The following is a 24,784-nucleotide window of genomic DNA, read 5'->3' as shown; positions in this document are numbered from 1 at the left end:
ACGCCATGAGCAACGAAGAATCCATATTGAGAGTCGAAGGCGCAGACCTGGGTTATGGGGCGCTGCAGGTGGTTTTCGATGTCTCGCTCGAGGTCCGGAAGAATGAACTCGTCGGGCTGGTGGGCGGCAATGGCAGCGGCAAGTCGACGATTCTTCGCGCCGTGTCAGGCATGATCAAACCCTGGAAGGGCCGGATCGTATTCAAGGGCGAAGAGATTTCCGCACTGGAGCCCCACCAGATGGCCGAGCGCGGATTGGCCCACGTGCCCATGGGCCGGCAGCTCTTTCCGAACCTGAGCGTCAAAGACAATATCGCGCTGGGCGCCTACCTGCCTCGCCTGCGCGCGCGCCGAAAGGCGAACCTGGACAAGGTCTTTGCCCTGTTCCCGGATGTGGAGAAGTTCGCGCACGCGACCGCAGGATCGCTGTCGGGCGGCCAACAGCAGATGGTGGCCATCGGGCGAGCGTTGATGCTGGAGCCCGATCTGCTCATCATGGACGAACCCAGCCTGGGCTTGTCGCCGCTGTATGTGAAACAGGTCATGCAAACGATACGGCGCGTGGCCGACCTGGGGTTTCCGGTGTTGCTGGTCGAGCAGAACATCAAGCAGGTACTGCAGTTCAGCGACCGCGCTTATGTGCTGGAGAATGGCAAGCTCGTGCTGGAAGGCCCGGCGCAGATGCTGGAAGGCCATCCCATGATCAGGAAGGCCTATCTGGGCCTGTAGGCCATACAGGTCTCGAAGCTTGTTTTCGGAGATTGACACCATGAGCCGTTTGCCTTTGGATCCCTTTCTTGAACGCGGGCTTGCCGGTTTCGCGCAGGACCTGCGTGCCGGAAAAGTGACATCGGAAGCAGTCACGAAGATCTACCTGGAACGCATCGCGCAGCTCGACTCCAAGTTGCTGGCCTACGAATCGGTGGCTGCCGAGTCTGCGCTGGCCACGGCCAGGGCGATGGATTCGCTGCTGGCGACAGGCACCGACCTCGGGCCGCTCATGGGCGTGCCCATCGCCATCAAAGACGTGTTTGTGATTCGCAAGATGCCCGCGCCCAGAGTGGGATCGCGGCTTGAACTGGCGCATATGCTGGGGGACGAAGAAGCCACGTTCATCCAGGCGCTGCGGCGGGCCGGCTGCGTGTTCCTGGGGCAGACCAAGGCCGTGGAACTGTGCCTGGGCATCACAGGCCACTCCAGCCCGCGCGGCACCCCCTGGAATTCCTCGGACATGCAGGACCAACGCGCACCGGGCGGGTCCAGTTCCGGGTCAGGCGTCGCCATGGGCGCGGGGCTTTGCGCGCTGGCAATCGGTACCGACTCGGGCGGCTCGGTACGGGTGCCGGCCGCGTTCAACGGGGTGTTCGGCATCAAGACCACGGCGGGCCTGTGGCCAGTGGATGGCGCATTCCCGCTGGATCCGCGCGTAGATTCCATCGGATTGATCACGCGCTCGGCGCAAGACGCGCTGCTGGCGTTCGACACCATTTCATCGATGCTGTTCGGCTTCCAGTACGACAAGCGCTCTACCGGACCACGGCTCGACCGGCTGACCTTTGGCGTGCCGCAGAACCATTTCGGCGACAACATCGATGCGCGCATCCACGATGCGTTCACGCGCGCCAATGACACCTTGCACGCCAAGGGATGCCTGCTGGAAAACATAGAGGTGCCCGAGGCGCCCGAGCGTGCAGCGTATTTCCCGGTATCGATGCCCGCGTCGTTGCTGTCATTACTGGGTCCAGCCAATTTCCAGGCCAACAAGCATCTCATGGACTCGGTGATCGCCAAGCGGGTCGAATCGGGGCTGGACGCGAAAGCCCACGAATATCTGGCTCTCGAAGATAAACGCAACCGAAGCTGCCAGAGCGCGGCGCAACGCTTCGTGGGCTATGACGCCTGGGTGAGCCCGACCACCGCCGACTTCCCGCCGCTGCTGTCCGAACTGGATGACCCCGAGAAGGGCCTGAGCCTGGCGCTGGGCATGACGCAGAACACGCAGCCGGCGAACTACCTGGGGCTTTGCGCTGCGTCGCTGCCCCTGCCCGTGGACGGCCTGCCGATAGGCTACCAGTTGATGGGCGCCGCCAACACTGATCGGCGGCTGCTGGAGATTGCGGTACAGGTAGAGCGGGCGCTCGCCGCCCCGTGATGGGCCGGCCGTCACGCGGTGCCGGCGCGGGCGTTGTGCCGCAGGACGCGGCAGGACGAGGCCCCTGCCGATGCCGGGCCTGCCATTGCTGGCGACACACGGGCGGAGTAACCTTTCGCAGCATGAGCGCTCGCACGTGTGGCAACGTTGCGAAGCCGTCGCCCTGTCACCGAAGGAGCAAGCAATGAAGATCCGGAACTCGCTGCGCACGATCTGCCTGGGGCTGTGCGCCACTGCCCTGCTTGGCGCCTGCAGCACGCCCGCGCCCAAGCAGTCGGGCTTCTTGTCGAACTACTCGCAACTGCGCAAAGTGCCCGCCCCCGGAGGCGGCGAACGCATGGCTTACCTGAACCCGAATTTCACCGCGGCGCGCTACCAGGCGGTATGGCTGGATCCGGTGGTGTTCTACCCGCAACCGCAACCCACCGAAGACGTATCCAGCCAGACGCTCGAACAGGTGCGGGCCGCGGTAGACCAGTCGCTGCGCGAGAAGATGGGAAGGCAGGTGCGCTTGACCGACCACGCGGCAGCCGGCGTTGTGCGGGTCAGCGTCGCCATTACCGCCGTTGGCACCGAAACCGAGTCGCTCAAGGCTTACCAGTACATTCCGGTTGCGCTGGTACTGACCGGGGCCAAAGCCGCGATGGCCGGCGGGCTGCCGCGCGAAGCTTCAATCGCGGTCGAGACGCGCGTGGTCGACAGTGTGACCGACGAACTGCTGTACGCAGCGGTGCGCGGGGGCACCGGCGAGCGCGTGGCGCACGCCGCGCAGGGACAAGGCGGGGTGCAATTGGCCAATTTGCAGCCTCTGATCGACGAATGGACGACCGGAGCTGCCAACGAGATCAAAAGGTTTGTTCTCGCGAAATAGCGCCCAGGGCCGTTTCGGCAAATCATCAGGCTCCTGTTCGATGGCTTCTCCGCGCCCTGCCGATGCACTCGTGGTCGAGCCCCAGGCGTCGGCTCATTCCTCGCACTGCGGCGATCCGCAGGCCTGGCTGCACCTGCTGGCTACCCGGCTGAACTGGTCGACCATATTGCAGGCGTAGGCGCGGGCCATTTCCTGTTTGGCGGACAGGCATGACGCAGACTTATACGTTATCGGGATGGTACTGGAGTGTCCGGCCGGACAACTGAAACTGTATTGCGTGGTCTGGCTGCTGCTGCCAGAGCCAGCCCCAGGCACGCCCGCAGGGCGCCCGCCCTGCCCCATGCCCATGCCGGCGAGCACCGCCCGGGCCGACGAAGCGCCTGCCGCGGTTCGCTGCGGTCCCATGCCGTATGCGCCCCTGCCGCTGCGGGCAATGCTGGCCAGTGCCTGTGACTGCCCGTCGGTCATTACGTGCTTGAACAATGCCGCGCCGATCTGCGCCACGTCGGCGCCCGGGATGTCCGCCGAAGACAGCATCAGTCCGCCAAGTCCCAGCGCCAGCAGGGAACCGAAGAGGCCACCGTTGGATGCGCGTTCGGCCTGCAACCTTCGCTCCTCTTCCTTCCGGAACGCCTGTACCTGCCCGGCGTAGCGCGAAGCCAAGGCATCGAGATAGGGACGAGTCGCCGGAATGAAATGCAGGGGCTGATCGGCCATGACGTTCTCGGCAACGTAAATTCCGACGTTGCGCACGCCGTCATGGCGCATGAACTCTCCGATCAGCACATACGTGCCCGTGCGTAACCGCCCCTCTCGCGGGGAGTCCACAAAATACTTGAAATCGCCGCTGTATTGCCCGTTGGCCGGCGTCGGGCCCATGCCGGCCCCGATTGTGGAACGATAAACCCCCTTGCCATAGACGGTGCGCAATCGATTGTCGTAGGGATCACGCTCGAAATTCAGGCTACCTTCAAAGTCATCCTTTCCACGAACGCGCACGCCATGGACGGGAGAAGTATTTCCCGACGCTATCCGGTGCGCCAGATGTTCGTTGTTCAGCGTTTCCCTGTCGAGCTGCTGCGCATGTCGCTGGCTGACTTCATCTTGCCACTGCTGCAGCTTGATCGCGTCATTGGCTTGCAGCTTCGCGCGCTCTTCCGGCGTGTACGCAGCGTAGGGGTCATAACTCACACACCCCGCCACGACCACACAACTCAGAACTGCCAGGGCGGCCCGACCCATTCGTCGCATATCCGATGTCCTCTTTACTGCCGCCGTCAATCCGGGCATTCTGTGGCTTTGATCAACTGTCCCCGCTGATAGCACTGGCGGCCGCCGACTGCGCGCACGACGACGGGGTCGAAATACTCCGTCCAGCCATGCAGCATGCCATCGCGCATGCGCATGAGGCTTGTGCGTCTGCCGCCCTCGATTTGGGTCACCAACGCGCGGCCAGGCCCGGTGGATTCCGTCACGGTCACACTGAGTTTGCCGGGCCTGTGACCCAGGTCGTAGGAAAACGAGACCGCCGGAGCCGAAAGCTCGCCCTTGCCGTCGCGGGTAAGGTAGGTCACCTGGTAGGTAGGCTGGTTGGAATCGTAACCCTGCACTTTTTGCTGGATGACCTCGCCGGAGTTCAGCCGTTGAAAGGTCTTGACGTACATGCGTCGCAGCGTCGTGTTTTCGCCCGTGGGCTGCCCACCCACGAAGACCGCTGACACCCGATTGGTGTGCAGCATGTCCGAATACATGTCGGCGCCAAACTGGTGCCGCTGGTGTTGGTGTTCGAGATACTCCACCGGTCCCGCAAAGACTGCTGCCTGCCCAAGACCCGCAAGCGTCGGGCATGCGCCGGAAATCATGGATACCTGATAGGCCAAAGGCGGCTGGGGTTCGCCATAGCCTTGCGCGCGAATCGCCTCGCGATCCTGGTCGCTCAAGGTCCATGGAACTGCGCAAGCCGCGCCTTGCGCCATATCGAACAGCGTCTCGCCTTCGGCGATCATGCGGTTGAGGTCTTGCAGGGCACGGGCCTCATGGCCCTTGAGAGCCGGATGCGGAAGCGTGCCCAGGGAATGAAGCGGCGCCGTTGGCGCCGAGGCGTGACCCGGCGTGGAATAGTTCGTATCGCTGGCACCGTGGGGCAATAGTGTGGCGCATGCGGTTACCGTCGCGGCCACGCCGCCCGTGCAGGTCAGGCGCACCAGGCGCGCGCAGATGAGGTGCGAAAAATCTACGCGGCGCGGCGCGTTTCGTACTGCGTTCGGCATGCCCGGAGTCCCCTTATTGGTATTTTTAGGATTGCGCAGGAGCCGGGCATGGGCCAGCCACTGGACACCGCGCCAATCGAACGCCAGGCGTAGATACGTACGCTGACGCATTTACTTTATTTACACAATATGAGGTTTTTTCTTACTTTGCAAGATGTGGACGGCGTGGCCCCTATGGGAAGCGACTCGCGACCTCAGCGCGCTCGTACTTTCTGACTCGCCGCAGGATGACGCATGCCTCGGGTTCCGGGCCGCAATAACTTGCAGCACAATCAGCATGGCGCGTGGCTCAGCGCACTCAAGGACCAATGCGACCCGCACTGGACCCCACTCACCCACCCCGAGGAGACTCGACATGCCCAGCAAGAACACCATCTGCCTGTGGTATGACAATGCGGCCCTGGACGCCGCGACATTCTATGCGGCCACCTTTCCGGACAGCTCGGTCGGCGCCGTGCTGCATGCCCCCGGCGACTATCCCGCCGGCCAGACTGGCGACGTGCTGACGGTTCAGTTCACGGTCATGGGTATTCCCTGCTTGGGTCTGAACGGTGGACCGGGCATCAAGCACAACGAGGCGTTCTCTTTTCAGGTGGTCACCGAAGACCAGGCCGAGACCGACCGCCTGTGGAACGCCATTGTCAGCCATGGTGGCGAGGAAAACGCATGCGGGTGGTGCCGGGACAAATGGGGGATATCGTGGCAGATAACGCCGCGCGTGCTGCTCGATGCCATCAGCGATCCGGACCGCGCAGCGGCCAAGCGTGCGTTCGAGGTCATGATGGAAATGACGAGGATAGACATCGCCCGCATCGAGGCGGCCTGGCGCGGATGAGTATCGAGCCGGCGGGGCCGTGCGTCTCCGGTACACTGCAGCCCCATGAAGTTGGCCGTATTGCTGTTCGCTGCAACCCTGCTGTCCCCCGGCGCGTCCGCCGAACTGGTCACCCGTGCTGCAGACACGGGTCATCGAGATTTCTCGCGGGCCAAGCAGGTAATGCCACGCGTTTATGGGGCCTCGGGCTCCACTTTCTATTGCGGTTGCCCCTACGCTGGCAAGAAGGTCGATCTGGGCGCTTGCGGCTATCGGGTGCGCAAAGACGCGAACCGCGCGCAGCGTGTCGAATGGGAACACATCGTGCCGGCCTGGGCCATCGGGCATCAGCGCCAGTGCTGGCAACGCGGCGGCCGCAAGCAGTGCTCGACCAGCGACGCGGTGTTTCGCAAGGCGGAAGGCGACCTGCACAACCTGGTGCCCGCCATCGGCGAGCTGAATAACGACCGCAGCAACTTCAGGTTCACCGTATGGGACCGCGAACCCCGCATGTATGGCCAGTGCCAGATGGTGGTGGACTTCAAGGCCCGCCGCGCCCAGCCGCCCCAGCGGGCGCGCGGCGCAATTGCACGCGCCACTTTCTACATGGTGGAGACCTATCGCCTGAATCTCAGCGCACAGGAACGGCGCTTATATTGCGTGTGGGCCCGCACCTATCCGGTAACGGCGCAGGAACGCGAGCGCGACCGACGAATACGCGCAGTGCAGGGCAACAGCAATCGTTTTGTGAGCGACCCGCGCGCCATCGCGACGCAATGCCCCTGAGCCCTGATACTGTGGTGCCCCAGCCAGCGTCGGCCAGCGCCTCGGGCGGATGCCCGCCGGGGACGACTGAATGCGCACCGGCCCGCCTCGAGGGCGTCAGAACGTTGACGCGCAGTGCCCGCCCGAAGGCGCCTGGCCCGAGCCCGCCGCGACCAGCGGAGGTTCGCGGCGAAGGTTGACCGGCTCGGACGCCGCCCAATCCCAGGCAAAGAATGCGGCCAGCGCCAACCAGAAGGCCACGCCCAACCAGGATACGTTTTTAGTCATATGGGTAGCTTCCCGTCAAAAGGCGTAATGACGGCGGATGCGCACGCCGATCAGCGACCCGCAGAATGCCAGCGGCACCCAGATCCAACCATGCAGGCTACCGGTCGAAATACCGCTGACCATCGCGCCGATGTTGCAGCCGAAGGCCAGTCGCGAGCTGTAGCCCAGCAGGAAGCCGGCAACAATGCCGACGACCCACTGCTTGGTTGTCAACGGGATGCGCTCTGTCGAGCCTGACGATTTGCGGGCGGCGATCAGCAAAGCTCCGGCCAGGATGCCGATGTTGGTGATGGAAGTGACGTCCAGGAATACCGACTGCGACAGATTGGCCAGGTTGACCGGCTGACTCCAGAACGCATTGGCTGCGGGGTCGAAGAGGCCGGCGGCGGTGGCGATCTTGGCGGCCCACAGCCCGAAGCCATAGACCACGCCCCAGGGCTGGCCGGCGATGAGCAGGTTCAGCATGGCCAGTATCGCCAGCAGCACGGCGCCGATGAGCAGCTGGCGAGAGAACCAGGAAGCGCCCTTGCCCACCCACACGCGCGCGGCCAGCCCCAGCAGCAGCAATCCCGCGCAGGTCAGTCCGAAGGCTTCCCAGGGGCCGAAACTGGCCACCAGGCTGACCGGGCGCGTGGCGCCCAGCTGCAGCCATTGGTCGAGTTGCGCGGAGCCCAGGAAGCTGCCGAATGCGAACATCGGCAATATCACCATGTTGAGCGGCACGCCCATGCCGGCTTTGTAAAGTGTGCCCGAGCCGCAGCCGTCGGCCACCTGCATGGCGGCCCCGAACACGAACGCTCCCACCAGCAAACTGATGCTGGGTGGCCCCAGCGCCGCACCCAGATCGGTGGGAAACGCTGCGAGCAAAGGCATGGACACCGCGGCGGCGAGCGCCAGCAGCAACAGTTGCGCCATAACGCCGCTGGGATCCCGCTGCTCGATCAGGCGCCGCCAGCCAGTGGTGAAGCCGAAGCGCGCGCCGGCCAGCACGCTCCCCATACCGATGCCGACGAGGAAGAGCACTGCCTGTCGCAACGAAACAAACCAGGCCAGGGCCAGAAAAAACGCGGCCAGCAAGGCCGCAAGCGGAAGTCGAGTCATGGTGGTTGCTGCAAAAAATATAAGAGGAAATGTGTCTGGCCGTGAATCCGGGCATGCCGCCTGTCGCCAGGCAACGCCCGCGGCGACAGCTGAGTTCGACGACGCGCCGAGGCGCGCGGCGACTGGCGCGCGGCGGCACTGCCGCCCGGCTGACGGCCAGACGGGAGACCGCTGCCCCGACGGGGCCCGCCGCCACGACACAGTCGCGGCCGCATGCGGCCTCAGCTCACCAGGTCTTTCAGGCTCTTGATGATTTGCTGGCCGCGGCTGGGAACGTTATCCATGGGCAGGGCTTGCGGGGCCTGGGTCCAGTCGGCCAGCGAGGCGGGATACAGCGTCACATTCTTCTGCCCCACGACCTCGGACAGGGCGAACCAATCGGTGGCGGCCCAGTGTCCAGTGTTGCAGAACGAGATGGTCTCGTCGGCCGGGTCGGGCAGCGAGCTGGCCGCGATGGCCCTGGCTTCTTCAGGAGACACGAAGATGGCCGTGCCCGGCTTGAACCACTTGCTGTGTTCCAGATTCAAGGCCTTGTGGATGGTGCCCGGCACTTTGGCGGTAGGCGCCTTCACTTCACCGCGGAAAAAGTTTGCGGGGCGCGCATCGACCAACTGCGTACGCGGGTTGTGGATTTGCGCCAGCACGTGTTCCTGCGTGGCGATCAACGACGTGTTGAGCACGGGCTGGTAGTTACTGGCCGCCACCCCAGGCACGGCCTGGTCTTGCGGCAAGCCGGCTTCTGCCCAGGCTTTCACACCGCCGTTGAGGATGGAAAGTTCGGACAGGCCCAGGTATTTCAGGGTCCAGTACACACGGGCGGAACTGCCGAAATCGGTGGCATCGGCCCCGGAGGACACCACCACGGCGTGCACGTTCTTGTCGATGCCCAGACTGCGCACCAGGTCGGCGAGCTTATCGGTCGGCGGCAACTGGCCCGGGTTGTTGGCGGGCCCGCGCCATTGCGCGTAAGGCGCCGAGACGGCGCCCGGAATATGGTTGGCCGCGTAATCCGTGGCGGGGCGGATGTCGATGATGCGCACGGCGGGGGCGGTACGCACGGTGTCCAGCTCGGCCGGCGTGAGCAGCGGCGCCGCGGCATGGGCGCCGAAAGCGGCGCCGGCTGCCAGTACGGCCGTGGCGAACAGTTGGGGAATGCGCTTCATAGAGTAAACACCAGAAAGAACGGCTCAAGGCCCATTCTTTCATTATTCATATGTATAAGAAAATACTATTTGATCATTTTTATATATATAAAAGTACGTACTCGGAAGCCATCAGAACGGGATGTTCACCTTCAACGAACCGCTGTTGCTAGAGGTGCGGCCGGAGAATTCACCCTCGTACTGCAGCCGCACATCTGCGCCGCCATGCGTAGAGATCTGCAGCCCTGCCCCTACCCGCGCCACCGCGTCGTCCATGGGCATCGAGGTCTGAAAACCGCGGCTGCCATCCGGCGCTCCTGCGAATCGCGCCTGGCTCTTCCATTCGTCGTCGGTCAGGAAGCTGCCGCCGACGTAGGCGTACGGTCGGAGTGTCGCGCCCCGGATATCGACGCGTCCACCGATTTCGAAAGTCGGCGAGAAGGCCAGCGTGAACTGGTCGCTGCTGTCGATCCGCAGGGCCAGGTCGTTGCCTTTTTCGCGATAGCCCGGCATGCGTGCATATATCGCGTCTATATCCAGGTAGGGCTTGAGGTAGAACGACGGGTAGGCGAAGGTGCGCGCCGCCCGCAGGCGCAAGGCGCTGCTGTAGACATCCGGATCGCTGCTGGCGCTGCGATCGTAGCCGGGGACGCCGACCTGCCGCTGCGTATCGTAGCTGCCGTAGCTGCCGCTCAGGCCCGCCGCCAACAACCAGGGACCGATTTCGTGCTTCAGGGAAATGCCCAGGAAGCCGCTGTCGCCCTTGCTGCTGACGCGCCCGCCGTCGCCGCGAATGCGTTCATTCTGATAAGCGGCCGACATCCCCACGAACCATTGCGGGGCAACTTGCTTCTGCGCCCCCACCTGATAGGTGGTGCTGTCCGAGGTGTAGTCCGCCGCGCCGTCGCTGGCGCCCTGACGCGTGTCGCGATGCGAAATCTGACCCCAGACGCATTCGGTTTCTGCGGCCATCGCCGTGTTGCCCGTGAAGGTGGGGCAGCTCATCAGGCTATTGCCGAACCGCATCATGCCGGCCTGCATCTGGGCCGCCGGCGCCAGCATGACGTCGGGCGACAGATGGGAAAGCAGCTTGCCGTACCCCCCCTGGCCCTGCGAGCTGACGTTGTCGATCGCCGCGTACAGCCGGCCGAAAGCGCCCGGCGCCCCGGCGTCCCAGATTTCCTGAAGGTGGCCGGCCAAGGCCGACTGGCGCTTGCCCAGCCCCAGCGCCGGCGCGGAGAAATTCGCGCCGTCTACCGACAGCCGGTAGTGCGGTCCCTCTCGATGCAACGCGTAGTCGAAGACCGGCGATTGGCGGGGAGTCAATTGGCCACTGGCTTCTCCGTCGACCGTCAGCACGGTGACGCGCCGCCCCGGCAGCAGCGACAGCGCTGCAATGTCCAGCCGGCCGTCGAGCCGCGCATTGCCCCGGACGATCAGCCGGTCTGCAATGTGCCGGTCGAAGTCGGCATCAACCATCAAGGTGCCCTGCGCTCCCTGGACGAAGTCGCCCGAGATCACAGTGCTGTCGATGACGGCATTCCTGCCCACGATAAGCGTGCCGTCATTGACGACGTTCGCATCGTAGCGACGCGCTCCCGCCAGTACGCCCCCACGCGCGGGCGACGCTGCGCGCGCCTGCGTCGCGGGATCGATCTCGCCCATGTTGTTGACGGTGCCCGCAGCGACACTGTCCAGGGCATGCAACTCGATATCGCCGACGATGGTGCCGTAGTTCTGGACCGTGGTCACACTGCCGGCATTGATGTCGCGTGTGCCGTCGTATCGAATGGCTGTACCCGACACGGCCGACACGTACGCACCCGACTGCACCGCAAGCCAGTTCTGGTTGCCGCCCGTCAGCCAGATGCCGGCCCCTTGCGCCTCGCCGCCCATGACATTGCCGTTAATGGTGATATCCATGCCGCCGTCGGCGGTCGGTCCCTGGCTTTGTGCAAAGATGCCGACCGAGTCGTATCCCGTCGCCTGCACGTTGCCATATTGGGCAAGGTGGATCATCCCACCGCTGCCGGTGCGGCCGGCCGCGGCAGATCCCGCCGAGGACGCTGAAGCGTCGCCGCGCAGCCCGCCGCCGCCGCCGATCGACTGCGCCAGGATGCCGAACGCCCTGTCACCGGTGGTGACGATGTCGGCATCGACGCTCAGCGTGACGACATTGCCATCGCCACCGCCGGCATCCGCTCCGCCATCCGCGCCCGCGGGCCCGACCGCCACCGGCGCGACCGAAGGGTCGCCGGCAATGCCGCCCCCGCCGCCGATGGATTGCGCGACCAGGCCATGCGCACCGCGGCCATTGGTCTGGATCTGGGTGCCGTTGACCAATCGGATGGTAACTTCGCCACCGTGGCCCACAGCGGCGCCCTGGCCGCCCAGGGTAACCTGCGACAGGCCTGCGGCGGCGCCGGCGGTTGCGATTCCACCGCCGCCGCCGATTGACTGCGCCACCAGGCCGAAGGCGCGGTCGCCCCCGGTTCCGATGCGCAGCGCCACGTTGTCGACGGTCACGATCTGGCCATTGCCATGATCGGTGCCGCCCACCACGATGTCACCCGCCACGCTGCCGCCATCGGCAGGCAGGCTCATGCCGCCCACGCCGCCGCCGCCGCCGATAGACTGCAGCACCACGGCATGCGCGTCGGCGCCGCGCGTGAGCACGGTCTTCGACCCGTAGAATCGCACCTTGCCGCCATCCTGAGTATGGGACGAACTCTCGGACTGCGTCCCGCCGACGTTCGTGGTGATACCCGTTCCAGCTGCGATCGCCGTCCCCAGGCCGCCGCCACCGCCGATGGACTGCGCCAGAATGCCGTAGGCGCCCGTGCCGGTCGTGACGAAGCCAGTGTCGGCGGAGCCATCAACCCGCACGGCAATGTCGCCACCGTATCCGTTGCTGCCCGCGCCGCCGCCCACCTTTACAGATCCTTCGGTGGACGTCGATTGGCCTTCCGTCATGGCGCCCACGTAGCCCGCGCCGCCGCCTCCGCCTATAGACTGCGCAAGCAGGCCGACGGCCCAGTCACCGCCCGTGGCGACGGAACCGAGCGCGGCAACCGACACCGCGTCCTGCTCTTTGAGCGGGTTGCTGTCGCCGATACCGTAATTGGCCTCGTCGAGGCCAGCCAGCGCTCCGCCCACCGTGAGAAATTGGGCAGACTCCAAGGGCAGGCCGCCCGTGGGATCGCTGGTATCGTCCATGGCGACCGGCTTGACCACCGAGCCTGCCACGCCCCCCCCTCCGCCGACGGACTGCGCCACTATGCCATGTGAAAAACCGCCGCGGGTCGCGATGTTGCCCGCGTTCTGCACGGACACCACGCCGGCGTCGCCGCCCTCGCCGTCGCTGCCGCCCAGGTGCACGGTGAAGCGGGCCGTCGTGTGTTCAGAGAACACGCCGTACTGCCATGGATATTCCGCCCGGACCGCCCCGAGGCCGCCTCCGCCGCCTATCGATTGCGCCAGCAGGCCGGGCGAAAAATCCCCGCCGGTCGTGATGTCGAATGTTCCTTCCACTGCCACGCTGCCGCCGTCGCCGCCAGCGCCCGCTTTGCCGCCGAGTTCGATGCCGGCGGTCACGTTGAACGGCCGGATGGCGCCCCAGAAACGTTTGGGATTCGAAATTGTGTTGACGCCGCCGACACCGCCGCCTCCGCCCACCGACTGCGCCACCAGCCCGGCAGCCTGATGTCCCGCCGTGGCGATGTTCACGCGCGAGCAATCTGACGGGTAGGCGCAGGCCGATACCGTGCCGCCATTGCCGCCATTGCCGCCGTGGCCGCCCAGAGACATCACCACGGAATAGTTGAAGAGGTAGGCGTTTGCACCGAAATCGGAGGTGCCGCCGGCGCCGCCCCCGTTTCCGACCGACTGCAGCACCACGCCGTGAGAACCGTCGCCTAAAGTTTGCACGAGGTGGCCGCCACTGGCCGCGAAATTGACCGCGCCGCCGTGGCTGGCGTCGCCGCCAATGCCGCCGACCGCCGTCCCCAGGTTGAAGGTGCCGCTGAACAGGGCCGTCCCTGTATTGCCTTGCCCGCCACCACCTCCCACGGACTGCGCCAGCACCCCGTACGCCGTGCCGCCTTGCGTCACGATGGACGACCCGTCATGCAGTTGAATATCCACCTGCCCGCCCTGGCCCCCGGCGCCGCCGCTTCCGCCGATGGACACTGTTCCGGAATACAGAGAAGACAGGCTATCGACGACGGCCAGTCCGCCCGCGCCGCCCCCGCCGCCTATCGACTGCGCCACGATTCCGTCGGCGTAATCACTGGCGGTGACAATGCTGCCCCGGTTCTGGACGGTGACATGGCCCCCTGTGCCGCCCACGCCTCCCGTGCCCCCGATGCCCACCGCCAGGCGACCACTGGTGTTCAGCCGAAGGCGATGACCGTTGGTTCGGAGATGCTTGAGCAATGCCGAGACATTGTTGAGGGTGGAATCATCGCGCGCGCCGACTGAGCCGCCCAGCCCCCCTCCGCCGCCGATGGATTGCGCCAGGATGCCGTCGCTGTTGCGCCCCAGTGTCGAGATAATGCCGGCGTTGTCTACGGTGGTCGCCGCAGCGTCGCCGCCGCCTGCCCCCTCGCGGCCCACCTGCAGGACCAGGTCGAGTCGAGGCAGCACGCTCTCGCCGGGGACCAGCTGCCCGCCCAAGGTCGCCGCGGCGGCGATGCCTTGGGATTCGCCCCCCCCGCCACCTACCGACTGCGCAACGATGCCGCGCGCGCCGGATCCCGTCGTCGCGATGTAGCTGCCAGCGTCCTGGCGCACCTGGACCGCTCCGCCATCGCCCCCCACCGCGCCCCTGCCGCCCACAGCCGTCGACGCCGCGATGTTGGCGAAGGTGCCCAACGCATAGTGCGAAGTAAAAGCGGACCCGCCCGAACCGCCTCCGCCGCCCACGGACTGCGCCAGCACACCCGATGCGTAGTCGCCTGCGGTCGAGATGGTGCTTTGCTTCAGGTCCACATTCACCGTGCCCCCGTCACCGCCGCCGCAATCCCCGTCCAGGCACTGGCCACCCACGGCCGCCAGCAACTGCACATTGAGGGCCGCCGGGTACGCCAGAGCCAACGAGTACACCGACGAATCGCCGCCGCTGCCGCCGCCGCCACCCACCGATTGGGCAAGAATGCCGCGCGAATACTGGCCGCTGGTCTCCAATACAGTCTGGGTCAGGTCAACTTCGACCGCGCCGCCATCTCCCGCCGAGCCGCCCGTACCCCCGACTCCGAGGTTGATGGGTAAAGACACGCCCACGCCTTCGATCGGTACGGCCACAATGAAGTTGTCAATGACGGAGTTTCCGCCATCGCCGCCGCCTCCCCCTATGGACTGCGCAAAGATGGCATTCGAGGTGTCGCCGTCTTCGGTATCTTCAGTAGGCGCGACGCTGGCAGTGGTCTTGATGCGCGTCTGCGCGAGCTTCACCGCGACCTGCCCGCCATCGCCGCCCACCCCCCCTGACCCGCCCACGCTCATGTTCAGTGCCATGCCAGCGGCCACGGTGGCCGTCAGGACGCCGCCGCCCACGCCGCCGCCACCGCCGATGGACTGAGCATGCAGGCCGGTGGCCCTTCCGCCCGCCGTTTCGATCTCGAGGTTGACGCGGTCTACCGTGACGTTGCCGCCCGACCCGCCGCCGCCGCCCACGCCACCGATCTGCATGGTCGCGTCCGCAAGGCCTGCCCCATTGCCGAAACCGCCAGTCCCCCCGCCGCCGCCCACGGAATGGGCCAACACACCCGTGGCCCCATAGCCCCAGGTCTGAATGCGTGCCGTCTCGGCGCCCGTGACGGTCACCTGCCCCCCATCGCCGCCGCCGTCGCCCGCGCCTCCAATGGCGACACCTGCACCGATTGCGAGGTCGAATGCGCCGCCACCGTCCCCGCCACCGCCGCCGATGGACTGAACCGCCACCCCGTGGGCAAATTCGCCGCGCGTCGTGATCGAGCCCAGTGCCGTCACATCGACCGCGCCGCCGTCCCCGCCCGCGGCGCCTTGCCCGCCAACGGCGATCAGCCCCATGGAAGAACCGCCATCGCCTTCATCGTCGTCATCATCGCGGCCGCTCTGGCCCGTACCGCCACCTCCGCCGATCGACTGCACCAGCAAGCCCTTGGCCGACTCGCCTGAGGTGAAGATGACGCCATGGTTGGCCGCGACGACTTTGCCGCCATGGGATTCATGGGTGGACGTCGCGTTGCCGCCGATAGCGAAGATGCCTCCGGCGCCGCCGGCCGCGCCGCCGCCGTCGGCGATCGAATGCGCCACGATACCGTGCGAGCCTTCACCGATGGTCGTGATCGCGCCCGTGTTGGTCACGGTGACCTCGCCAGGCGTTCCGCCCGCCTGGCCGTCGCCCCCAAGGCCGACCACCACGCCGGCAGCGACGCCGCCCGCCCCGCCGCCCCCGGAAATCGACTGGGCCAGAATGCCGTAAGAGAAGGCACCTGACGTGTTGATCTGCGCACCACTGACGACTTCCACCTGGCCGGCATTGCCGCCGTTGCCCCCATTGCCGGCCCCGCCGCCGATGATGCTGATGAATTCGCCGCCGGTACCTCCGCCGCCGCCCAGAGACATGGCGACCAGCCCGCTGGCAAAGTCGCCGCGCGTTGTCACGCGGACGCCGGCGTCCGCGCTCAATTGCACGTTGCCGCCATCGCCACCGAAGCCGCCCCCGCCCGATCGGCCTGCCACGGCCGTGTGGTCGGCGCCGTCGCCTCCTTCGCCGCCCCGGCTGATCGCCACTACGCCGTTCATGCCGTAACCTGACGTGGCAATATCGAAGTCGGATCCGGCCCGTTTCAGCGCCACGGCCACCCGCCCTGCGTCGCCGCCGTCGCCCCCCGTGTTGCCATTGGGCCCGGTGCCGCCCTTGCCTGCATGGCTTACGGCACGGACGGCCGCGCCGGAATCGATCTCGCCCATGACGTCCACCAAGATATCGCTGCTGACCGTCACGGTGACCGCGCCGCCATGACCGCCCTGGCCGCCCCTGTCGTCATTGTCTTCGGACCGGTACCCCTGAGCCCCTTCGCTGTCGGCAAGAATGCCATACACATTCTGACTCGCGTGTGTGGAATTCACCCGCACTTGGAGTTCGGCGCCCTCGACGTGTTGAACGTCCACCGTCCCGCCTGAACCGGCGTTGCCGTTGTAGTGTCCGCCGTAGCCGCCGAATGACCAGGCACGGATGCCGCTGACCAAGTCGGCGGAGCTGTTTAGCGGCGCTTGCGCGCCTACCTTGATAACGCCGCGGTTCTCTACCGTGGCCTGGCCGCCCGAGCCGCCTGTGCCGCCGCGCTGATTGCCGAACAAGGCGCTGTTCTGCCTGCCGCCCTGACCGCCGCCGCTTTGGGCCAGCACGCCTTCGAAGTTGCGGGCGATGGTGCCGTCGATGGCATAGGCGGCATTGACGCCGACCTGGACAGCGACCTGATTTCCGTCGGCGCCCCTGCCGCCATTCGAATCGTTGTCGTCGTTGTCGTCCATTTCGCCATCGCCGCCCTGCGAGATGCCCGTGACGAAGGCCCGCGGCGTCGCCACAACGACATTGCCGCCGGTGTCGACCGAACCGTTGGCGTTGATTGCCATCGCACCGTCGCTCGAGATACTGATGCGTCCGGCAGCACCGCCCTTGCCCGCGTCTTCGCCGGCGCCACCGAAGCTCTGTCCGTAGAGCACGCCGCGGTAAGTATCGAAACCGCTAGAGACGGTAAAGCTGGCGCCCGCGTCTGTGATAGTGATGTCCGGGCCGGGGCCGCCGTCGGTCGTACCGGCGCTGTGCGGCGGACTGTAGCCGGCTTGCGAAATGCCCTGCACCTGTGTGTAGGATTCGCCCGCCCCGTAGGTGCATTGCCAGCCGCCGGAGTCGCTGCACGCCGCCAGTGCCGGCTGCATGCTCGCCAGCAACCCCGTTGTCACCGACGACACGACAACATGGCGTCGATACACCTGTTTGCGACGTGTTTTCATCCCACCGGCCATACTGTCCTCCGCGTATTCAGCAAGGCGCGGGCGCACGAGCGCCCCGCCGTAACAATCCGACAGGCATGATTAATTCTTAAAATGCAGCGGGACGCAGCATTTTTTCGATGAATTAAGGGTTTTCCTCGATGAATCTGCCTTGCCGGAAGTCGGCGGGAGCGCGCCCGCCGCCGTCGCGCCCGGAGCATCGCCCGCGTGAGGGAAGCCGGAAGCCCCTCTGACATGGCGGCCGAAACTCAACGACTGTCTTCCGATCGCGAGCCAAGGAGCCGGGCGGCATAGACCGCAGCCGGTCACACTGATTTTCCAGCGCCTGGATTTCTTTTCCTGATAGAGCCAGCCGCTTTCGCTTCCCGCGCTTGCTGGCGAACCCGGCGATGGCTTGCCGGATCATGCAGCGCCGTGCACGGTATGTCCCTGCCGACGGCGCAAGGCCTCGCAGCCGTGAGCACGCCGTTTTTGGCTGATCTATGCGCCCAGGCCGTTGCGTTCCAGGGCCTTGCGAGGCGCACAGGCGCCGGCCACGTCACGGGCCGGTCCGCCGACGCGCGCCGGGCCATGGGCCGTCGCCGCGCCTGCAGGGACGACACGACGTGTCACGCGGGCATTTCGTTGCGCGCCTGCTCGATCAGCCTGTCGGCCTGCTGCCGCACCTGATCTTCCACTCGGCGCAACACCAACCATTCTTCATGCTTGTCGGGCTCGAGCACATTGTGGGCCTCATAAAAATCCATTACCGCGGTATGAGCCTCGTGCCATAGGCGCATGGCGGCTTGAACATCATTTATGTCGGTCATGGCGCGCTCCTGATGAAGGCAACGAAGCGGCCCCTTCGCAATTCGTGTACCCGCGCGGCACGGCACGACCATGCCTCGCGATGGCCGACCACTTCCGGGATAGGCCTTGAGCGCGACGGCCCGTGCGTCGTCGCGTCGAATACCCCCGGCATACCCACCGGGGGAATCGCGGCGTACGGAAGCCGCGTGCGTAATTCTTACGCTGGGCGAGCGGCACTCGCGGGATATTGCCAAGCGCGTTTACGCCCTGATAAGATTCGCGCTCGGGCAATTTCCTGCCCACCTCTTCCATTTCTCTACATCCACCAGGGAGGCGTTCGATGACCGCAGTTCGTACCGCATCCCCCAGCGTGGCCGCGCAACGCCATTAAGTCGTTGCTGGCGCTGGGCCGCCTGCTAGCCGTTACTGGCGCGTAAATCACACTTACGGCCGGCCCTTCGTCCGTCCCAAGCCGCTACACCCTGCATTCCGGCACCCCCGCCGGCGCGCATCGTGTCTGCTTCTCCCGTTTTCTACCTGAGCCCCGGCGCACGGCGCCGGGCGTGACAAATGGCTCGAAGAACAATTGATTTTCGTGGACAGGCCTTCAAGGATGTCCTGGGTTTCACGTTCCGGCACTGGCGTGAACAACCGTGGCGTGTCGCATTGATCATTGTGCTGGTGCTGCTGTCAGCAGCCACCGACATCCTGACTCCCCTGTACGCAGGACGACTGATCGACGCGGTCGCATCCGGCGCCGGCGGTCACGGCCCCGCCTGGGACCAGGCGGCCACTGCATTCTGGATACTGGCCGCGCTAGGCCTGGGTGGCACCGTGCTGTTGCAGGTGGTGTACTTCAACATCATTGCCCTCACGCTGAAAATGATGGGCGACGTCGCCGCGCGCGCATTTCATCGCGTGCAGCGGCTGTCTACCGACTGGCATGCGAACAGCTTTGCCGGCTCCACCGTGCGCAAGATCACGCGTGGCATGTGGTCGCTCGATCTGCTCAACGACACCCTGCTGATCGCCCTGCTGCCGTCCCTGGCCATGCTGGTGGGCGCCACCGTGGTGCTGGGATGGCACTGGCCGGTGATGGGAGCGGTGGTCGGCCTGGGTTCGCTGACCTACGTACTCGTCACGGCCGCACTATCGCTGGGTTTCGTGGCGCCAGCGGCGCGCCTGGGCAATGCCTGGGACACCCGCCTGGGCGGCGTGCTCGCCGATGCCGTGACCTGCAACCCGGTGGTCAAGGCCTTCGGCGCCGAACGGCGCGAAGAAGCCAGGCTGGGGTGGATCCTGAACAAGTGGCGGCACCGCACGCGCCGCGGCTGGGTGCGCGGTTCGGTCAACGGCGGCGTGCAGGGCCTCATGCTCGCGGCCATGCAGGCCGCCATCCTGGGTTCGGCGCTGCTGCTATGGCGCAAGGGACAGGCCAGCGTGGGCGACATCACTTTCGCGCTGACGATGTTCTTCATACTGCAAGGCTACCTGCGCGACATCGGCATGCACATACGCAATCTGCAGCGTTCGGTGAACGATATGGAAGAACTGGTCACGCTGCATGCCCAGCCGCTGGCCGTGGCCGACGCGCCGGGCGCCCGTCCCATGGTGGTCAGCCGGGGAGAAATTCGATTCGAGCACGTCGGATTCCGCTACGGGTCGCACGCCACCCCGCTGTACGATGACCTGAACATGCACATCGCGCCCGGCGAACGCGTGGGCCTGGTCGGACATTCCGGGTCCGGCAAGACGACATTCATCAAGCTGATACAGCGGCTATACGACATCAACACAGGCCGCATCCTGATCGACGGGCAGGACATAGCGCAGGTGCAGCAGTCCAGCTTGCGCGGACAGATCGCCATCGTGCAGCAAGAGCCGGTGCTGTTCCATCGCAGCCTTGCCGAGAACATCGCCTATGCGCGCCCTGGCGCCAGCCGTGCCCAGATCGAAGAGGCCGCTCGGCTCGCCAGCGCCCACGACTTCATCGTGGCGCTGCCCAAGGGCTACGAGACCCTCGTCGGCGAGCGCGGCGTCAAACTGTCAGGCGGCGAGCGCCAGCGGGTGGCGCTGGCTCGCGCTTTCCTGGCCGACGCGCCGATCCTGATCCTGGATGAGGCCACTTCCAGCCTGGACAGCGAAAGCGAGGGCCTGATCCAGCAGGCCATGGAACGTCTGATGGCGGGCCGCACCACGCTGGTGGTGGCGCATCGCCTGTCTACGGTGCGCGCCATGGACCGCCTGCTGGTCTTCGACAAGGGGCGCATTGCCGAGACCGGCAACCACGCTGAATTGTCAAGGCGCGAGCAGGGGCTCTACCGCCGCCTGCTCGACCTGCAGGCGCTGGACCACCATGCGGTGCCCGACCGACCCCCCGCAGCGAGGCGCCCGGCCGGGGAAAACAGCCCACCCATCGCCAATCTGCCTGCGGCCGGCTAGACCCATATGCATCGAACCGAACTTTCATCGCCCCCCATCCAGCGACGCGGCAAGCCCTTTGCGGAGCCTCAAATGATAGACCCCAACCTGATCATTCTGTACGTCGACAGCCCGGACCGCAGTGCCCGGTTCTACACCGATTTGCTGAGCAAAGAGCCGGTGCTGGCCACGCCCAGCTTCGCCAAGTTCAAGCTCGATTCGGGCCTCATGCTGGGCCTTTGGGCGCGGCAGACCGTGAGCCCGCGCGCGATCTCGGCCGGACGCGCCGGCGAACTGGCGATACCGGTGGCCAATCGTGCTGCGGTCTTTGCCCTGCACGCCGACTGGACCGAGCGCGGGATCCCGATTGCTCAACGCCCGACGGAACTGGACATCGGCCTCACATTCGTGGGACTGGACCCGGACGGGCACCGCCTGCGGGTGCTCACGCGCAGCGCCGATTGACGCGCCGGGGCTCGCGAGACGGCGGCCGCTACAATGTCGCTTTGCCATCCGGGGCCAGCCCGGAGGCACGTCAAATCCATTCACGCAGTTTCCCCATGACTACCCTTGTTTCCAGGCCACGTTCGCCCGGCCTGGTGCTGTTCGCTCTGGCCATCGGCGCCTTCGCCATCGGCACCACAGAATTCGCCACGATGAGCCTGCTGCCGTATTTCGCTCACAGCCTGCAGATCGACCCGCCCACTGCCGGGCACGTCATCAGCGCCTATGCGCTGGGCGTGGTGGTCGGCGCTCCTCTGATCACCGTCGCCGCCGCCAGTGTGCCGCGCCGGGCCATGCTGATCATGCTGATGGCCACGTTCACCGTGTTCAACGGCCTTTGCGCGTTCGCGACCAGCTACGAATGGCTGATGCTGCTGCGCTTTCTCAGCGGCTTGCCGCACGGCGCCTATTTCGGCATCGCCGCGCTGGTGGCCGTATCGCTGGTGCCCGAACAGCGGCGCACGCAGGCGGTCGGCCGCATGTTCCTGGGGCTGACGGTGGCCACCATCATCGGGGTGCCGCTGGCCAATTGGCTGGGCCACAGCGTGGGATGGCGCTGGGGCTTTGCCCTGGTTTCGGCGGCGGGCCTGCTCAGCATGCTGCTGTTGGCCCGCTTTGCGCCGGCCACCGCAGTCGATCCGCATGCCAGCCCGCTGCGCGAACTGGGCGCGCTGCGCCGCCCTCAGGTGTGGCTCACACTGGCCATAGGCGCAATCGGCTTCGGCGGCCTGTTCGCCGTTTATACCTATCTGGCCGACATCCTGCTGACCGTCACCGGCGCGGCGCCGGACACGGTGCCCCTGGTGCTGGGTGTCTTCGGCGTCGGCATGACCATCGGCAATCTGGTGATTCCGCATTTCGCCGACCGGGCTCTGATGCCCACTGCCGGCGCCATGCTGCTGTTCAGCGCCGTGTCTCTGGCGCTCTTCAGCTTCAGCTTGGGCAACATCTGGGCCATTACGGCAACGGTGTTCCTGGTGGGCATGGGCGGAGCGTTGGGCACGGTACTGCAAACTCGGCTGATGGACGTCGCCGACGATGCGCAGGGGCTTGCCGCCGCGCTGAACCATTCGGCTTTCAATACGGCCAACGCCCTTGGCCCCTGGCTGGGTGGCCTGGCGCTGGCCCATGGCTACGGCTGGCGCGCCCCGGCCTGGGTGGGCGTGCTGCTGGCATTGGGCGGACTGGTGTTGTGGCTGGCAGCCGTTGCGCTGGAACGCCAGCGGCCGCTTGAACAAGCGGCCTGAAACGGCGCCCCGCTGCCCGGGGCGCGCTAGGCAAAACTGCCTGCATTACCTATGATCGGGATGACCCGGCCACCGCATGGATCGACGCCGGGCCGGTTGTTCCGTCCATCGCTTCAATCCAAGGAGTCACGTCATGGCAGGTTGGTTTGAACTGAAGAAGGCAAGCAACGGACAATTCCACTTTGCCCTGAAGGCCGGCAACGGGGAAACCATACTCACCAGCGAGATGTACAACGCCAAGGCCTCGGCCGAGAACGGCATTGCGTCGGTGCAGAAGAACAGCGCGGATGCCTCGCGCTACCACCTGGCAACGGCGTCGAATGGCAAGGCCTATTTCACGCTGCGCGCCGCCAACAATCAGGTCATCGGCAACAGCCAGATGTATGCCAGCGAAGCGGCGCGCAACAGCGGCGTCGAGTCAGTGAAGCAAAACGGCATCACGCAGGATATACGCGACAGCAGCTGACGCTACGCGGCGCAAAGCAAGGCAGGGGCTCAGTGCGCACCGCCCCAGGCCGACGCGTCACGCGGCGCAGACCGCTCGCAGCGCCTGCATGTCCGGCTCGACGCCGATGCCGGGCGTGCCACCCAGCCGGGCGACGCCGTTTTCCAGATGCAGCAGCGGCTCGCTGAGCAGCGTGCGCAGCGGATTGTCGTTGGAGTCGATCTCCAGCAGGCCGCCGCGCCGCATGCCATCAACGGCGGCCAGCAGGTGCGCCGATGCCATCAAGCCCAGACCCGCCCCCAGGTAATGCGGGCAATAACGCAGTCCGGCCTGCCGTACGGCCCGGATGACGGGCAGGCAGCCCGAAATGCCGCCCCACTTGGCCAGATCGGGCTGTACGACCCCCAGGTAGCCGGCGTCGATGCCCTGCTGGAATGCCTGCGCTCCCAGGAAGTTCTCGCCGGCGGCGAGCGGCACGGGCGACACCCGGGCCAGCGCCTGCCATTCATCGATGGACCGATCGGCACGCAGCGGTTCTTCCAGCCAGCCGATATCGAATTCGCCCAACGCCTGGGCCATTTGCGCGGCGGCGATGGCATCCCACCCCTGGTTGGCATCGACCATCAAAGGCACTCCGCCACCCAGCATCTGCCGGACCTGCCGCACATTGCGCAGGTCGCGGTCCTGGCCGAAACCCAGCTTGAGTTTGAAGGCGCGATAGCCCTCGTCCAGCTTCTTCTGGACGACGGCTTCGGGATCATCGGGGTTGATGCCGCTGGCGTAGACCTCGACCTGGTCGCTGGCGCCGCCCAGGAATGCCCACAGCGGTTGTCCGGCCCGTCGGGCGCACAGGTCCCATAGCGCCAGGTCGACGCCCGCGATGGCTTGCGCCATGGGGCCGGGCTCGCCAGACTGCAGGGCCAGCACCTCGGTCGCAGCGCTCAGGTGCGCGTAAACCTCGGCCGGTCCGTCAAAGGCGCGCCCGACCGCCAGGGGCCGCAGTACCGATTCGACCAGCCGCGCCCGATGCTCGGCGCCGCATGAAGGAAAGTTGCACCACACTTCGCCCCAGCCATGCGCGCCATCTCTGTCCTGCACGCGCACGAACACCGCCGGGCGGTCGTGCATCACCCCGAATGAAGTGCGCACGGGAGTCTCTACCGGATAGCGCAGCACGTGCACGCTGAGGTCCACGAGATTCAAAGGATCGGCTACGCCCATGGCAGGCCTCAGGGAATCAAGTTCATTTCCACGTGGATGAAGTCGCCGCGGTAAGCCACTTCGCTCAAATAAAGGACCTGGTCGTCGGCGCCGACGAATACGCGGCGGACCTCGGCAATGGGGGTGTTGACGGCGACCTGCAACTGGTGCGCGAGTTCGGTGTCGGCGGTGCCGATGGTGAGCGTCTGGCGCGCCTGCGCGATGTGCACGCCCGGCATGGAGACCAGCAGCGGAATCACGGTTTCATTGCGGAACCGTTCGGCGTCGCGCCGGAACACGTGCTCGGCCAGGTAGATGTTGATCACGCAATACGGCTGGCCGGCGCGCTCGTGGATGCGCCGCATGAAAACATAGCGTTCGGCCGGCACGCCGTCATGCGGGGTGAGCGGCGCCGAATGAATCGCTTCGTCAATAGTGACGATCTTCGGCTTTGTGTCGCGATAGACCTTGGCCAGTTCAGCCAGCGTGGTCTGCACGCGAAGCCACCGGTCGTTCGGGGGCAGGCCGGTGACGAACGTGCCGCGGCCCTGCTGGGGCGAAACCAGGCCTTCGCGGGTAAGCACCTCGATCGCCTGGCGCACCGTCACCCGCGCCACGCCGAACTCGTTGACCAGTTCCTCCAGCGACGGCACCTTCTGGCCCTGTTCCCACACGCCGCGCGCGATGCGCTGGCGCATCAGATCGGCCAGCTGGAGATAGCGTGGGATTGGGCTGTCGTGGAAGTTGATAGCCATAAACAAATAGCCATATATTG

The 24,784-nt window shown here is 65.9% G+C and carries 18 protein-coding genes; 9 read left to right on the top strand and 9 right to left on the bottom strand.

The genetic code is table 11. The features are described from left to right. Positions 1-5 precede the first annotated feature (5 nt). The 3 genes from ACV17W_RS01100 to ACV17W_RS01090 all read left to right on the top strand — a co-directional run bounded on the left by ACV17W_RS01100 (position 6) and on the right by ACV17W_RS01090 (position 3,022). Entirely contained in the window at positions 6-728 is a 723-nt protein-coding gene (locus ACV17W_RS01100) for an ABC transporter ATP-binding protein (protein WP_462594628.1), read from the top strand. A gap of 40 nt (positions 729-768) precedes the next feature. Next, positions 769-2,151 carry an amidase gene (locus ACV17W_RS01095; protein ID WP_462594627.1) on the top strand — a complete coding sequence of 461 codons (1,383 nt, stop codon included), beginning with the start codon at positions 769-771 and terminating at the stop codon, positions 2,149-2,151. Between the two features lie 184 nt (positions 2,152-2,335). Continuing rightward, positions 2,336-3,022 (top strand): DUF3313 domain-containing protein, encoded by a 687-nt coding sequence (locus ACV17W_RS01090; RefSeq protein ID WP_462594626.1) that lies wholly within the window; start codon positions 2,336-2,338, stop codon positions 3,020-3,022. 93 nt (positions 3,023-3,115) lie between these two features. Here the strand turns inward: ACV17W_RS01090 and ACV17W_RS01085 are convergent, their stop codons facing one another. Together ACV17W_RS01085 and ACV17W_RS01080 are read right to left on the bottom strand one after the other, a co-directional pair. Beyond that, positions 3,116-4,273, bottom strand: a complete 1,158-nt coding sequence (locus tag ACV17W_RS01085; RefSeq protein ID WP_462594625.1) for a hypothetical protein — start codon at positions 4,271-4,273, stop codon at positions 3,116-3,118. A 26-nt stretch (positions 4,274-4,299) separates the two neighbouring features. Further along, complete coding sequence (locus ACV17W_RS01080; protein ID WP_462594624.1) at positions 4,300-5,292, bottom strand: hypothetical protein; 993 nt, start codon at positions 5,290-5,292, stop codon at positions 4,300-4,302. Between the two features lie 355 nt (positions 5,293-5,647). On the opposite strand from ACV17W_RS01080, the gene ACV17W_RS01075 reads away from it, so the two are divergent. Continuing rightward, the gene (locus tag ACV17W_RS01075; RefSeq protein WP_462594623.1) at positions 5,648-6,127 is read left to right on the top strand and encodes a VOC family protein; all 480 of its coding nucleotides are present in this window, start codon (positions 5,648-5,650) and stop codon (positions 6,125-6,127) included. 45 nt (positions 6,128-6,172) lie between these two features. Further along, positions 6,173-6,892: an endonuclease gene (locus tag ACV17W_RS01070; RefSeq protein WP_462594622.1), complete on the top strand. Its 720-nt coding sequence runs from the start codon at positions 6,173-6,175 to the stop codon at positions 6,890-6,892. Between the two features lie 96 nt (positions 6,893-6,988). Here ACV17W_RS01070 and ACV17W_RS01065 read toward each other — a convergent pair whose 3' ends face one another. The 5 genes from ACV17W_RS01065 to ACV17W_RS01045 form a co-directional block, all read right to left on the bottom strand. After that, a complete protein-coding gene (locus ACV17W_RS01065) occupies positions 6,989-7,159 on the bottom strand; it encodes a hypothetical protein (protein WP_462594621.1) in 171 nt (56 codons plus the stop codon). A 15-nt stretch (positions 7,160-7,174) separates the two neighbouring features. Beyond that, the gene (locus tag ACV17W_RS01060; protein WP_462594620.1) at positions 7,175-8,260 is read right to left on the bottom strand and encodes a YeeE/YedE thiosulfate transporter family protein; all 1,086 of its coding nucleotides are present in this window, start codon (positions 8,258-8,260) and stop codon (positions 7,175-7,177) included. Between the two features lie 221 nt (positions 8,261-8,481). Beyond that, a complete protein-coding gene (locus ACV17W_RS01055) occupies positions 8,482-9,423 on the bottom strand; it encodes a sulfurtransferase (RefSeq protein WP_462594619.1) in 942 nt (313 codons plus the stop codon). 111 nt (positions 9,424-9,534) lie between these two features. Further along, on the bottom strand, positions 9,535-17,403 hold the full coding sequence (locus tag ACV17W_RS01050; RefSeq protein WP_462594618.1) for a hypothetical protein: 7,869 nt from the start codon (positions 17,401-17,403) through the stop codon (positions 9,535-9,537). A 608-nt stretch (positions 17,404-18,011) separates the two neighbouring features. Beyond that, positions 18,012-18,212: a hypothetical protein gene (locus ACV17W_RS01045; RefSeq protein ID WP_462594617.1), complete on the bottom strand. Its 201-nt coding sequence runs from the start codon at positions 18,210-18,212 to the stop codon at positions 18,012-18,014. Positions 18,213-18,762: 550 nt separating this feature from the next. On the opposite strand from ACV17W_RS01045, the gene ACV17W_RS01040 reads away from it, so the two are divergent. The 4 genes from ACV17W_RS01040 to ACV17W_RS01025 all read left to right on the top strand — a co-directional run bounded on the left by ACV17W_RS01040 (position 18,763) and on the right by ACV17W_RS01025 (position 22,830). Continuing rightward, positions 18,763-20,634: an ABC transporter ATP-binding protein gene (locus tag ACV17W_RS01040; protein ID WP_462594616.1), complete on the top strand. Its 1,872-nt coding sequence runs from the start codon at positions 18,763-18,765 to the stop codon at positions 20,632-20,634. 72 nt (positions 20,635-20,706) lie between these two features. Next, the gene (locus tag ACV17W_RS01035; RefSeq protein WP_462594615.1) at positions 20,707-21,078 is read left to right on the top strand and encodes a VOC family protein; all 372 of its coding nucleotides are present in this window, start codon (positions 20,707-20,709) and stop codon (positions 21,076-21,078) included. A gap of 95 nt (positions 21,079-21,173) precedes the next feature. Continuing rightward, positions 21,174-22,364, top strand: coding sequence for an MFS transporter (locus ACV17W_RS01030; RefSeq protein ID WP_462594614.1), 1,191 nt, complete (start codon positions 21,174-21,176; stop codon positions 22,362-22,364). A 133-nt stretch (positions 22,365-22,497) separates the two neighbouring features. Next, positions 22,498-22,830, top strand: a complete 333-nt coding sequence (locus ACV17W_RS01025; RefSeq protein WP_462594613.1) for a YegP family protein — start codon at positions 22,498-22,500, stop codon at positions 22,828-22,830. A 57-nt stretch (positions 22,831-22,887) separates the two neighbouring features. On the opposite strand, the gene ACV17W_RS01020 is transcribed toward ACV17W_RS01025, so the two are convergent. After that, positions 22,888-24,030: a mandelate racemase/muconate lactonizing enzyme family protein gene (locus ACV17W_RS01020; RefSeq protein WP_462594612.1), complete on the bottom strand. Its 1,143-nt coding sequence runs from the start codon at positions 24,028-24,030 to the stop codon at positions 22,888-22,890. Positions 24,031-24,038: 8 nt separating this feature from the next. Next, entirely contained in the window at positions 24,039-24,764 is a 726-nt protein-coding gene (locus tag ACV17W_RS01015; RefSeq protein WP_462596419.1) for a GntR family transcriptional regulator, read from the bottom strand. Between the last annotated feature and the right edge of the window lie 20 nt (positions 24,765-24,784).

The sequence above is a fragment of the Bordetella sp. MIP270_01_BMS genome (assembly GCF_054958705.1).
Note: the sequence above shows the minus strand (reverse complement) of the source record. Positions and strands in the feature narration are given on the sequence as shown.

Excerpts from the sequence above, each read along its gene's own strand:
- ACV17W_RS01100 (WP_462594628.1), top strand. The coding sequence starts at position 6 with ATGAGCAACGAAGAATCCATATTGAGAGTCGAAGGCGCAGACCTGGGT.
- ACV17W_RS01095 (WP_462594627.1), top strand. The coding sequence starts at position 769 with ATGAGCCGTTTGCCTTTGGATCCCTTTCTTGAACGCGGGCTTGCCGGT.
- ACV17W_RS01090 (WP_462594626.1), top strand. The coding sequence starts at position 2,336 with ATGAAGATCCGGAACTCGCTGCGCACGATCTGCCTGGGGCTGTGCGCC.
- ACV17W_RS01085 (WP_462594625.1), bottom strand. The coding sequence starts at position 4,273 with ATGCGACGAATGGGTCGGGCCGCCCTGGCAGTTCTGAGTTGTGTGGTC.
- ACV17W_RS01080 (WP_462594624.1), bottom strand. The coding sequence starts at position 5,292 with ATGCCGAACGCAGTACGAAACGCGCCGCGCCGCGTAGATTTTTCGCAC.
- ACV17W_RS01075 (WP_462594623.1), top strand. The coding sequence starts at position 5,648 with ATGCCCAGCAAGAACACCATCTGCCTGTGGTATGACAATGCGGCCCTG.
- ACV17W_RS01070 (WP_462594622.1), top strand. The coding sequence starts at position 6,173 with ATGAAGTTGGCCGTATTGCTGTTCGCTGCAACCCTGCTGTCCCCCGGC.
- ACV17W_RS01065 (WP_462594621.1), bottom strand. The coding sequence starts at position 7,159 with ATGACTAAAAACGTATCCTGGTTGGGCGTGGCCTTCTGGTTGGCGCTG.
- ACV17W_RS01060 (WP_462594620.1), bottom strand. The coding sequence starts at position 8,260 with ATGACTCGACTTCCGCTTGCGGCCTTGCTGGCCGCGTTTTTTCTGGCC.
- ACV17W_RS01055 (WP_462594619.1), bottom strand. The coding sequence starts at position 9,423 with ATGAAGCGCATTCCCCAACTGTTCGCCACGGCCGTACTGGCAGCCGGC.
- ACV17W_RS01050 (WP_462594618.1), bottom strand. The coding sequence starts at position 17,403 with ATGAAAACACGTCGCAAACAGGTGTATCGACGCCATGTTGTCGTGTCG.
- ACV17W_RS01045 (WP_462594617.1), bottom strand. The coding sequence starts at position 18,212 with ATGACCGACATAAATGATGTTCAAGCCGCCATGCGCCTATGGCACGAG.
- ACV17W_RS01040 (WP_462594616.1), top strand. The coding sequence starts at position 18,763 with ATGGCTCGAAGAACAATTGATTTTCGTGGACAGGCCTTCAAGGATGTC.
- ACV17W_RS01035 (WP_462594615.1), top strand. The coding sequence starts at position 20,707 with ATGATAGACCCCAACCTGATCATTCTGTACGTCGACAGCCCGGACCGC.
- ACV17W_RS01030 (WP_462594614.1), top strand. The coding sequence starts at position 21,174 with ATGACTACCCTTGTTTCCAGGCCACGTTCGCCCGGCCTGGTGCTGTTC.
- ACV17W_RS01025 (WP_462594613.1), top strand. The coding sequence starts at position 22,498 with ATGGCAGGTTGGTTTGAACTGAAGAAGGCAAGCAACGGACAATTCCAC.
- ACV17W_RS01020 (WP_462594612.1), bottom strand. The coding sequence starts at position 24,030 with ATGGGCGTAGCCGATCCTTTGAATCTCGTGGACCTCAGCGTGCACGTG.
- ACV17W_RS01015 (WP_462596419.1), bottom strand. The coding sequence starts at position 24,764 with ATGGCTATCAACTTCCACGACAGCCCAATCCCACGCTATCTCCAGCTG.